General features: G+C 72.3%; 12 protein-coding genes and 1 pseudogene. 9 read left to right on the top strand and 4 right to left on the bottom strand.

Annotated features, from left to right (window positions below; all coding sequences use genetic code 11):
• On the top strand, positions 1-1,241 hold a 1,241-nt coding region (locus ABZS66_RS57950), incomplete at its 5' end, for an FUSC family protein (protein ID WP_354772953.1).
• Between the two features lie 8 nt (positions 1,242-1,249).
• Positions 1,250-1,681 carry a PLD nuclease N-terminal domain-containing protein gene (locus tag ABZS66_RS57945; RefSeq protein ID WP_354772951.1) on the top strand — a complete coding sequence of 144 codons (432 nt, stop codon included), beginning with the start codon at positions 1,250-1,252 and terminating at the stop codon, positions 1,679-1,681.
• 38 nt (positions 1,682-1,719) lie between these two features.
• Here ABZS66_RS57945 and ABZS66_RS57940 read toward each other — a convergent pair whose 3' ends face one another.
• A complete protein-coding gene (locus tag ABZS66_RS57940; RefSeq protein WP_354772949.1) occupies positions 1,720-2,121 on the bottom strand; it encodes a hypothetical protein in 402 nt (133 codons plus the stop codon).
• A gap of 51 nt (positions 2,122-2,172) precedes the next feature.
• A complete protein-coding gene (locus tag ABZS66_RS57935; RefSeq protein ID WP_354772947.1) occupies positions 2,173-3,042 on the bottom strand; it encodes a dihydrodipicolinate synthase family protein in 870 nt (289 codons plus the stop codon).
• A gap of 70 nt (positions 3,043-3,112) precedes the next feature.
• On the opposite strand from ABZS66_RS57935, the gene ABZS66_RS57930 reads away from it, so the two are divergent.
• Positions 3,113-3,970 (top strand): LysR family transcriptional regulator, encoded by an 858-nt coding sequence (locus ABZS66_RS57930; protein ID WP_354772945.1) that lies wholly within the window; start codon positions 3,113-3,115, stop codon positions 3,968-3,970.
• On the opposite strand, the gene ABZS66_RS57925 is transcribed toward ABZS66_RS57930, so the two are convergent.
• Complete coding sequence (locus ABZS66_RS57925) at positions 3,960-4,535, bottom strand: GNAT family N-acetyltransferase (protein WP_354772943.1); 576 nt, start codon at positions 4,533-4,535, stop codon at positions 3,960-3,962. The two genes, ABZS66_RS57930 and ABZS66_RS57925, sit on opposite strands and share 11 nt — an antisense overlap.
• 80 nt (positions 4,536-4,615) lie before the next feature.
• Here ABZS66_RS57925 and argG point away from each other — a divergent pair, with 80 nt between their 5' ends.
• The gene (gene argG, locus ABZS66_RS57920; protein ID WP_354772941.1) at positions 4,616-6,064 is read left to right on the top strand and encodes an argininosuccinate synthase; all 1,449 of its coding nucleotides are present in this window, start codon (positions 4,616-4,618) and stop codon (positions 6,062-6,064) included.
• Positions 6,065-6,205: 141 nt separating this feature from the next.
• Here argG and ABZS66_RS57915 read toward each other — a convergent pair whose 3' ends face one another.
• On the bottom strand, positions 6,206-7,444 hold the full coding sequence (locus tag ABZS66_RS57915) for a DUF2252 domain-containing protein (protein ID WP_354772957.1): 1,239 nt from the start codon (positions 7,442-7,444) through the stop codon (positions 6,206-6,208).
• Between the two features lie 297 nt (positions 7,445-7,741).
• On the opposite strand from ABZS66_RS57915, the gene ABZS66_RS57910 reads away from it, so the two are divergent.
• From ABZS66_RS57910 to ABZS66_RS57890, 5 genes and pseudogenes are all read left to right on the top strand, one after another.
• Positions 7,742-8,362, top strand: a complete 621-nt coding sequence (locus ABZS66_RS57910) for a DUF4178 domain-containing protein (RefSeq protein WP_354772939.1) — start codon at positions 7,742-7,744, stop codon at positions 8,360-8,362.
• A gap of 1 nt (position 8,363) precedes the next feature.
• Positions 8,364-8,846 carry a DUF2617 family protein gene (locus ABZS66_RS57905; RefSeq protein ID WP_354772937.1) on the top strand — a complete coding sequence of 161 codons (483 nt, stop codon included), beginning with the start codon at positions 8,364-8,366 and terminating at the stop codon, positions 8,844-8,846.
• A gap of 17 nt (positions 8,847-8,863) precedes the next feature.
• Positions 8,864-9,271, top strand: coding sequence for a DUF4247 domain-containing protein (locus tag ABZS66_RS57900; RefSeq protein WP_354772955.1), 408 nt, complete (start codon positions 8,864-8,866; stop codon positions 9,269-9,271).
• A 5-nt stretch (positions 9,272-9,276) separates the two neighbouring features.
• On the top strand, positions 9,277-9,699 hold the full coding sequence (locus ABZS66_RS57895) for a DUF350 domain-containing protein (RefSeq protein WP_354772935.1): 423 nt from the start codon (positions 9,277-9,279) through the stop codon (positions 9,697-9,699).
• Positions 9,699-10,133: pseudogene (locus ABZS66_RS57890) on the top strand (hypothetical protein); the annotation flags it as partial. The gene ABZS66_RS57895 and the pseudogene ABZS66_RS57890, both read left to right, overlap by 1 nt.

The following is a 10,133-nucleotide window of genomic DNA, read 5'->3' as shown; positions in this document are numbered from 1 at the left end:
CGCTCGCGCCGTTCGCGAGCCTCGGCGTGGTGGTCCTGGGTGCCGCGGTCGCCCTCATGGGTGGCCGATCGCCCCACACCGACGCGCGGCGGCTGCTGCTGGTCCCGGTCGGATCGCTGACGGTGGCGGTCTTCGCCGTGCTGTTCGGGGCGTCGCACCTGGCCGGCGACGGCTTCTTCGTGCTGGCCGTGGCGCTGGCGACGGCCGCCCGGGCGCTCGGACCGGCGGCGGCGACGGTGGGCCGGGCGCTGGTCCTGCCACTGATCGGGATGCTGATCGCGCCCGTTGCGCCGGGCGCCCACCCGCTGCAGACGCTCCTGTGGGCGACGCTGGCGGTCCTGGTCGCGGACGCGTACGTGCTGATCCTCGGCCTGGCACTCCGGCGCGTTCGGGCGCTGAAGCCGGCCGCGGGCCGCCGGTCGCAGGGCATCGAGGACGCAAGGGACCCCGCAGCAGGCGCGCGGGCGCCCGCCGGAGTGCCGGCGCGGGTGCATGTTGCGCGCGGCGTGCAGGCCGGTGTCGCGCTCGCGGCCGCCCTCCTCGTCGGGCAATCGGTCTTCGGCGATCACTGGGCGTGGACCGTCATCAGTGCCTACACCGTCGGGGCCGCGGCCCGGTCCCGCGGGGACGCGATCCTCAAGGGCGTCCACCGGACCGTCGGAGCGGTCGGCGGTACCGTCGCCGCCACGCTCCTCGCCGGCGCCGTCGGCGAGCACCGGGCCCTCACCGTCGGGCTGCTGCTCGCCGTCCTCGCCGCCGGGTTCGTGCTGCGGGAGTACGGCTACGCCTGGTGGGCGGCGAGCGTCACCGCCGCGCTGGCGCTGCTGTACCAGCTGGTCGGGGTCGCCGACCCGCACGCGCTGCTCGCCGGGCGGCTCGCCGCGGTCGTCGCCGGGGCGCTCTGCGCGGTCCTTCCCGCGGCGCTGCTCATGCCCGTCCGCACCGGGGCGGTCGTGCGGAAGCGGGCCGCCGAGGTGCTGCGGGCGATCAAGGAGAACGATTCCCGCCGCGCCGCCGAGCGCATCGGCGCGCTCCGGGAGGCCGCCAGGCCGCTGCAGGCCGTCCGGCGCTGGCACGAGCGGCCCGAGCTCGTCTGGGTCGACGCGCTGGCCGCGGTGCTGCCCGACCTGCGCCGGGCCGAGGTCACGGACGCCGCCCGGCACGCGGCCGCCGAGGTCGGCCGAAGCCTCCGGGCCGCCGGGGGAAACCGGGGCGGACAGGAGCGGGCGCGTCCGGCATGATGTGGCGCGTGGTGCGCCTCTACGGACTGCTCTTCCTGGTCAACCTCGCGCTGCTCGTCATCGCGCTCATCGACTGCCTGTCGACGGACGAGGACGAGATCCGCAACCTGCCCAAGATCGCCTGGGTGTTCATCATCCTGCTGTTCTCGCCGGTCGGCGCGATCGTCTGGTTCGTCGCGGGCCGGCCCCAGCGCGCCGTGGCGCGGGCCGGCGGCGAGTGGCGGGCCGGCGGCGGCTTCCCCGAGGCGACCCGGCCGAGCACCCGCTCGATGGCGCCGGACGACGACCCCGAGTTCCTGCGAGGCCTTGCCAAGGGCCGGCGCGAGGACGAGGAGATGTTCAGCAAGTGGGAGGCCGACCTGCGCCGGCGCGAGGAGGAGCTGCGCCGCCGCGAGGAGGAAGAGGGCCAGGACGGCGAAGGCCGGCCACCGCGCGGGTGACCGGCCATACGCCAGGGGTGGGATGCTGCTGAGCGACCTTACTTGGCCGCGATCTCGTAGCCGCCGCCGTGGTACTCGGTGCCCTCGACGAAGGCCGAGTCGAAGCGGGCCTTGAGCGCGTCGAGCTCGTCGTACTGCTCCGCGTGGTACGACTCGGAGCCCTCGGCCGCGAAGACGTGGTTCGAGTCGTACTGGTCGTTGCTGTAGTTGGTGTAGTCCTGCTCCTCGTAGTGGGTGCCGTCCGGGCTGTCGTACTGCACGGCGTGGCCCTGCTGGAAGTCGGTGGACTCGGCCGACTCGGTGTCCTGCTCGTAGACGTTGAAGTCGCTGTTGTAGTCCGCCTCGGCCGCGTGCTCCTGGTGCAGCTGGTCGACCGCCTGGTGGTCCTCGCCGGCCTCGTAGTGCTCGTAGTCGGCGCCGCCGTCGTAGTAGTCGCTCATGTCGTCCCCCTGGACTCCGTTTGTGTATCGCTCCCTGCGATGACACCAACGTTAGAAGCGGCCCGGCCGGTTCAACTCCCGGAAACGTGCCACTGCCGCGAGTGCCTCCGGCGAGGCCGGCAGCAGCGGCAGACGGACCGCCGGCGACGCGATCCGCCCCTCCGCGTGCAGCACCGCCTTGATCACGGCCGGGTTCGGCTCGGCGAACAGCGCGCGGGACAGCCCGGCCAGCCGGCGCCCGAGCGGCCGGGCGCGGGCCACGTCGCCGGCGCGCCAGGCGGCATACAGCTCGACGAATGCCGCAGTATCGACGTGCGCCGACGCCAGGATGCCGCCCGCCGCGCCCAGCGCCAGCAGCGGCGAGATCACCGCGTCGTCCCCGCCCAGCACGGAGAAGCCGGCCGGGACCGCGCCGAGCAGCTCGACGGTGTCGCCGGAGATCGGGCCGTCGGACAGCTTCATGCCGACGATGCCGGGGATCGCGGCGATCTCGAGCAGCGTCGCCGTGTCCAGGGCCTGCCCGGTGCGGTACGGCACGTGGTAGGCGACGACCGGCACCGGCGACGCCGCCGCGACCGCGCGGAAGTGGGCCAGCACGCCGGCGGGGCCGGGCCGCAGGTACGGCGGCACCATCACCATCGCCGTGACACCGGACGGCAGCCGCCGGACCGCCTCGACGGTCGCGCCGGTGCCGGATCCGCCGGCCCCGACGAGCAGCGGCGCCCCCAGCTTCGCGCAGACGGCCACCACCTCGTCGCGCTCGGCCTCGGACAGGGTGGCCGGCTCGCCGGTCGTGCCCAGCGCGACGAACCCCGCCGCGCCGTCGGCGAGCAGCGCGCCGGCGAGGTCGTGCAGGGCATCGAGATCGACCGAGCCGGCAGTATCGAAGGGCGTGATCAACGGGACATAGATGCCATCCATGCCCCCAGCCTGCCGGGCGCCGAGCATCAATTCCATTTCACGTTGGTACCGTCGAGCATAAGCTGAGCTGATGCTCGACGTCCGGAAGCTCCGCCTGCTGCGCGAGCTGGCCCACCGCGGCACGATCGCCGCCGTCGCCACCGCCAACGCCTACACGCCGTCCGCCGTCTCCCAGCAGCTCGCCGCGCTGGAGCGTGAGGCCGGCGCGGCCCTGCTGGCCCGCACCGGCCGGCGCGTCGAGCTGACCCCGGCCGGCCGGGTGCTGGCGGCGCACGCCGAGGAGGTGCTCGCGGCGCTGGAGCGGGCGACCGCGGCCGTGGCCGCCACCCGCACCGGCCTGACCGGCCCCCTGCGGATCGGCGCGTTCCCGACGGCGATGCGCACGCTCCTGCCCCCGGCCCTGGTCGCCGTGGCGTCGGCGCATCCGGGCCTGGAGCTGTCCGTCGAGGAGCTTGATCCGGCAGCGGTACCGCCGAAGCTGCGCGACGGCACGCTGGACGTCGCCCTGGTGCACGACTACGACCTGGTGCCCATCGAGCCCGACCCGTCGCTGGAGACCGCACCGCTGCGCGACGAGACCATCTTCGTCGCCGCGCCGACGCCGCTGACCCTGCCGGAGTGCCGCGACCGCCAGTGGATCCTGTCGACCCCCGGCACGCTGTGCCACGCGATGACGATCCGGGTCTGCGAGGCGGCCGGCTTCACGCCGCGCGCCCGGCACCACGCCGACGACTTCGCGACGGTACTGGCGTTCGTCGCCGCGGGTCAGGGCGTGGCGCTCGTCCCCGAACTGGCGGCGGACCCGCTCCCGCCGGGCGTGGTGCTCACGCCGCTGCCGACCCGCCGCCGCACCCGGCTGGCGTACCGCGCCGGGACCGCGACCCACCCGGCGGTGGCCGCCTTCGCCGGCGCCCTCGCTAGCGGTTGACGCTCAGCCACTCGTCGCGGGTGAGCGCGTAGTGGACCTCGCCGTGCTCGGCGCCCGGGATCGCCTCCGGCCAGTCCGGGAAGAACGTCCCGACGTGCCGGAGCCCGGACTTCTCCATCACCCGGCGGGAGGCCGCGTTGACCGCCATCGTCTCGGCGTAGACCCGCTCGACCCCCAGCTCGGTGAAGCCCTTGCGGATGAGCGCCCGGCAGGCCTCGGTCGCGTACCCCTGGCCCCACGTCTCGCGGCGCAGCCGGTACCCGACCTCGATCCCGCTGCGGTCGACGTCGGCGGCCGGCCCGTGGCCGCGGTCCGGGCGGAACCCCACCCAGCCGAGGAAGTCGTCCCGGCGGGCCACGGCCCAGTAGCCGAAGTCGTCGCCGCGGTCGTAGTACGCGAGCATGTCCGGCAGGCCCTCGTCGCGCAGCCGCTCGCGCGGCGTGGGCGCGCCGCCGGTCAGGTATCGCATGACCTCCGGGTCACCGTCGAGCTCGACCAGATTGTCCAGATCGTCCGTTGTCATACGCCGGAGCAGCAGCCGGTCCGTCTCGAGGTACACCACCATGGAGGGCATTCTGCCTGGCCAAGTGTGAATCGCGCCTCCCGGCGTGCATGACAATGCAGTGGTCTGCATATACTCTCACCATGTCCAAGGTGCTCACCTCCCTGCCTGTCGGTGAACGTGTCGGCATCGCCTTCTCCGGCGGTCTCGACACCTCGGTCGCGGTCGCGTGGATGCGCGAAAAGGGTGCGGTGCCCTGCACCTACACCGCGGACATCGGGCAGTACGACGAGCCCGACATCGCCAGCGTCCCCGGCCGCGCCGGTGCGTACGGTGCGGAGATCGCCCGCCTGGTCGACTGCCGGGCCGCGCTCGTCGAGGAGGGGTTCGCGGCCCTGGCCTGCGGCGCCTTCCACATCCGCTCCGGCGGCCGCGCCTACTTCAACACCACGCCGCTCGGCCGGGCGGTCACCGGCACGCTGCTGGTGCACGCGATGCTCGAGGACGGCGTGCAGGTCTGGGGCGACGGCTCGACGTTCAAGGGCAACGACATCGAGCGGTTCTACCGCTACGGGCTGCTCGCCAACCCGTCGCTGCGCATCTACAAGCCGTGGCTGGACGCCGCGTTCGTCGGCGAGCTCGGCGGCCGCAAGGAGATGTCCGAGTGGCTGCTGGCCCACGGCCTGCCCTACCGGGACAGCACCGAGAAGGCGTACTCCACCGACGCCAACATCTGGGGCGCGACCCACGAGGCCAAGAAGCTGGAGCGCCTCGACGCCGGCATCGAGCTGGTCGACCCGATCATGGGCGTGCGGTTCTGGGACCCGGCGGTCGAGATCCTCACCGAGGACGTGACGATCGGCTTCGAGCAGGGCCGCCCGGTCACCGTCAACGGCAAGGAGTTCGAGTCCGCCGTCGACCTGGTCATGGAGGCCAACGCGATCGGCGGCCGGCACGGCCTGGGCATGTCCGACCAGATCGAGAACCGGATCATCGAGGCCAAGAGCCGCGGCATCTACGAGGCCCCGGGCATGGCGCTGCTGCACGCGGCGTACGAGCGGCTGGTCAACGCGATCCACAACGAGGACACCGTCGCCGCCTACCACAACGAGGGCCGTCGCCTGGGCCGCCTGCTGTACGAGGGCCGCTGGCTCGACCCGCAGTCGCTCATGCTGCGCGAGTCGCTGCAGCGCTGGGTCGGCGCCGCGATCACCGGCGAGGTGACCCTGCGCCTGCGCCGCGGCGAGGACTACTCGGTGCTGGACACCTCGGGCCCGGCGCTCAGCTACCACCCGGACAAGCTGTCGATGGAGCGCACCGAGGACTCCGCGTTCGGCCCGCTCGACCGCATCGGCCAGCTGACGATGCGCAACCTGGACATCGCCGACTCCCGCGCCAAGCTGGAGCAGTACGCCCGCCTGGGCATCGTCGGCGGCAGCCCGCACCAGCAGCTGATCGCCGCCACGCAGGGCTCCACCCGCCTGATCGGCACGATGCCGGAGGGCGGCGCCGAGGCGATCGCGTCCCGCGGCGAGATCACCAGCGGCGACGAGCTCCTCGACAACGCGGCCATGGAGGCCGGCACCGACTGACACCCGGCGTCATGATCACGAAGAGTCGTGGTCAGTAGCGACCATGATCCCGAAGACTTCTGGCACCCAGGGCGACCAGAAGTCTTCGGGATCATGGTCGTGTCGACCGTGGCGCAGGCGGGAAACCGGCCGCAGCCGGGGCTACAGGCCCGGGAGCTTTCCGTTGCGGAACAGGTCGACGAAGATCTGGTGGTCCGCGCGGGCGCGGGCGCCGTACTCGTGCGCGAACTCCACCAGCGACGCCGTGAACGCCGGCTCGTCGCGGTCGATGGCGGCCACGATCGCCTCCTCCGTCGAGAAGTCCACCAGGTCGTGGCTCGACTCGTCGTCGGCGACCGAGTGCATGCGGGCGGTCGCGCGGCCCAGGTAGTTCGTCACGCTCGAGAGGTCCGGGAGCTCGTTGACGTCGCTCCAGTCCAGGTCCGCCGCGTACGGCGACACCTCCGCCACCACCTGGCCCACCCCGCGCAGGACGGTGTGCCCGGCCCAGATGTCCGCGTGGGCCTGCAGCGCGCGCTGCGACTCGCTGGTGCGGTGGCCCTGGTGCTTGAAGTATCCCTTGACCCGCGGGTCCTCGATCCAGCGGGACACCGCCGGGGTCTGGCCCTGCTTCATGTAGATGATGACGTCGTTCTCCAGGGCCTGGGTGTGGCCCTCCAGCAGGACGTTGTACGAGGGCAGGCCGGCCGAGCCGATGCCGACGCCCTTCCGCATGACGATGTCCTTGATCTTGTACTGCTCCGAGCGCGCGGCGTCCAGGGTGGGCAGCGTCGGGAGGTAGTCGGCGAACGCGGCCTCGACATCGGCGCGTACGTCCGCGTCCACCTGGTAGACGCCGTCGGACATCATGAACCGGCGGTCGTAGTCCTCGATCACCGTCTGCTCGTCGAGCAGGCCGACGCGGGTGTTCAGGCGGGCCCGCTGCAGCACGTCGCGCAGCACCCCGTCCGTGGTGTCCAGGGTCAGCGAGCCGATCGCCTCCTCGCCGCCGGCGGCGATCGCGCGCAGCTCCTGCACGTATGTGCGCGCATAGCCGGTCACGAGGTCACCGATGACGGCGTCGGAGAGGGCCTTCGCGTAGCCGATGAGCGCGATGCTCGCCGCGAACCGCTTGAGGTCCCAGGTGAACGGGCCGACGTACGCCTCGTCGAAGTCGTTGACGTTGAAGACGAGGATGCCGGCCGAGTTCAGGTACGTGCCGAAGTTCTCGGCGTGCAGGTCGCCGTGGATCCACACCCGCGACGTGCGCTCGTCGAGGAACGGGTCGGACTGGGTGTGCAGGTCGGCGTAGTACACGCACGCGCTGCCGCGGTAGAACGCGAACGGAGAGGCGGCCATCTTGCGGAACTTCCGGCGGAACGCGGCCGGGTCTTGGGCCATGAGGTCGCCGAACTCGGTGACCAGGACGTCGACGAGCTCGTCCGCCCGCTGCTGGGTGTCAACCACTGATCAAACGTAGGCATCCGGCGCCAGCAACGGTGCGCCGTTGCCCGAAACCTGACGGAATCCCGCGCGGCACTGCCATGAACGTGCGCGGGCTTGCTACCCTCGGCGGCCAGATTGGATCTCCCGAGCCTGTGAGGACCCCCCTGTGATCGGTTCCGGAGCGAAGCTGAGGAGGCCGGGCACCATTGGCTCAGTCCAATGGGAGCGCGGCCGGAGCGAAGCGGAGGGCGCGTGACCGGCCTGGTAATCCTCCTCGTTGTCGTGCTGCTCGCCGTCATCGCGGTGCTCGTCGTCGTGCTGCTGCGCAACCGCAAACCGGCGGCGCCCGCACCGGCGGGGCCGCAGGACCCGTTCCGCGACGCCGGCGAGGACGTGCTGCGCGGCGACCCGCGCAAACTCAAGGCGGGCGACCTGGTCGAGATCCGCGGCACGACCTACACGGTGCGTGGCACCCTGCACTACACGGAGCAGTCGTGGGGCTGGGCGGAGCACCTGCTCGACGACTCGACCGGCGGCCGCAAGGTGTGGCTGAGCGTCGAGGAGGACCCCGACCTGGAGCTGTCGCTGTGGCACGAGGTGCCCTCGGCGACCGTGACGCCGGGCCCGGCGACGATCGACTTCGACGGCCGGCGCTACTCGAAGGACGAGTCCGGAAAAGCCAAGTTCGCCTCCAGTGGTACCACCGGGCTGGCGGCCACTGGCACCGCGAAGTACGCCGACTACGAGTCGAGCGACGGCGCGCTGCTGTCGTTCGAGTCCTACGCCGGGCCGGGCGAGGCCGACAAGTGGGAGGTCGGCCGCGGCGAGACGCTGCTGCGTTCCGAGGTCCGCGTGTGGGCCCAGGGCGGCTGACGTGCTCGTCACGCTCGACACCCCGTACATCGACACGACCGCGGCCGACCTGCGGTTCGCGCTCGGCCTGCCACCGCAGCCCGCGCTGCGCACGCTGAGCGTGCCGCTGCCGGGCGGCGAGGCGGTCGTGCTGCGGCTGCTCGGCGCCTCGCACCAGGTGCGGTTCCGCGACGTCGACGAGACCGTCGCCTGCCTGCCCGCGCTGCCGGCCGGCCTGCCCGCGTCGTTCGCGCGCCCCGGGTACACCTTCAGCGCCTCGGTTCGCACGCTTGACGCCGATGACTTTGCGCGTTCGTGCGCGGATCTGCGCCGCCGCGCCGAGGCCGAGGAGCACGCGCTCGCCGGAGCCTTCCCCGGGGCCCGCGACGCGCTGACCGTGCTCGCCGCGCGGGCCGTGCCGGGCGGCGCCGCCTGGTGGACGGCCCACGCCTACCCGCAGACCGGGGAACTCGTGACGACGGAGACGGTGGTGACGTCAGCGTGAGACGGATCTGGTACGTCATGGCGGCCTGCCTGGGCGCCGTGGGCCTGATCATCGGCGGCATCACGGTGTTCTCCGGCAGCTTCTCGCCGCGCTCGTACGTGTCGAACCACTACCAGCGGGCGGCCACCCGCGACATCGGCACGGACGCCCGCGCGTTCACCAGCACCAAGTCCCCGACGCGCGTCGCCGGCGAGATCACGGGCGCCTGGTCGCCCGCCGGGCAGTACGCCGACGCGACCGGGATCTACCTGCGGTACTCCAAGGACTCCGTCGTCCTCAAGCCGAACGGCGCCGGGACGCTGATCCTGGTCGAGGCTCTGCGCACGTCGTACACCCGCTACGCCGGCACCGTCGGCGGCAGCGGCTGGATCGGGCGCGGCGACGGCAACAGCGGCCGCGGTGGCGGCCCCGGCACCGGAAAGTAGTCGACATGCTCGATCTCGTCACCGACCTCGCGGTCACCCTCGGCTACGCCGCGATCGGCATCGTGCTCATGGGCATCGGTGCGGTGCTCGTCGACGTCGCGACGCCCGGCTCGCTGCGCCACCTCATCTGGACCGACCGCAACGCCAACGCGGCTGTCCTGCTGGCATCGAACCTGGTCGCCGTCGGCACGATCACCGTGACCGCAATCGTCGCCAGCGACGGCGACTTCGTGAAGGGCATCGCCTCCACGCTCGGCTACGGGCTGGTCGGCCTCCTGGTGATGACCGTCGCGTTCATCGTCGTCGACATGGCCACCCCCGGGAAGCTCGGCTCGCTGCTGGTACACCCGGAGCCCCATCCGGCCGTGTGGATCACCGCCGCCGTCCACCTGGCCGTCGGTGCCATCATCGCCGCGGCGATCCTCTGATGGCTGCCGCGGCGAAGACCGGCAACAGCAAGGTCGTCAACGCCGTCTGGGTGGTCGGCGTGGTCATCGTCGGCATCTGCGTGGCCGCGTTCTTCGCCTCGTCGGGTGACGACGAGACGGTGACGCCACCGTCGACCACCGACGCGGCCGCCGTCGTCGCGAACCTCGACCGGGCCGCCAAGGCGCACGGCATCTGCTACGGCTGGCAGCTGATGGACTCGTCCACCGAGGTGAGCTCCGGCTCCAACCTCGGCGTCGGCAAGCGGGCCAACGACGACCCGAAGAGCTGCCCGAAGTACCTCGTGATCCGCGGGACGTACCGCTGGTACTCCGACAGCAGCGACCTCGAGGACTCCGCGTCGTACTCGTTCCTCACCAACCTCACGAGCGGCTACCAGCGCCTCGACACGACCGCCTTCGACCAGGCCGGGCTG

This window comes from Dactylosporangium sp. NPDC005572 (assembly GCF_040605515.1).
In the GTDB taxonomy this organism is placed as follows: domain Bacteria; phylum Actinomycetota; class Actinomycetes; order Mycobacteriales; family Micromonosporaceae; genus Dactylosporangium.
Note: the sequence above shows the minus strand (reverse complement) of the source record. Positions and strands in the feature narration are given on the sequence as shown.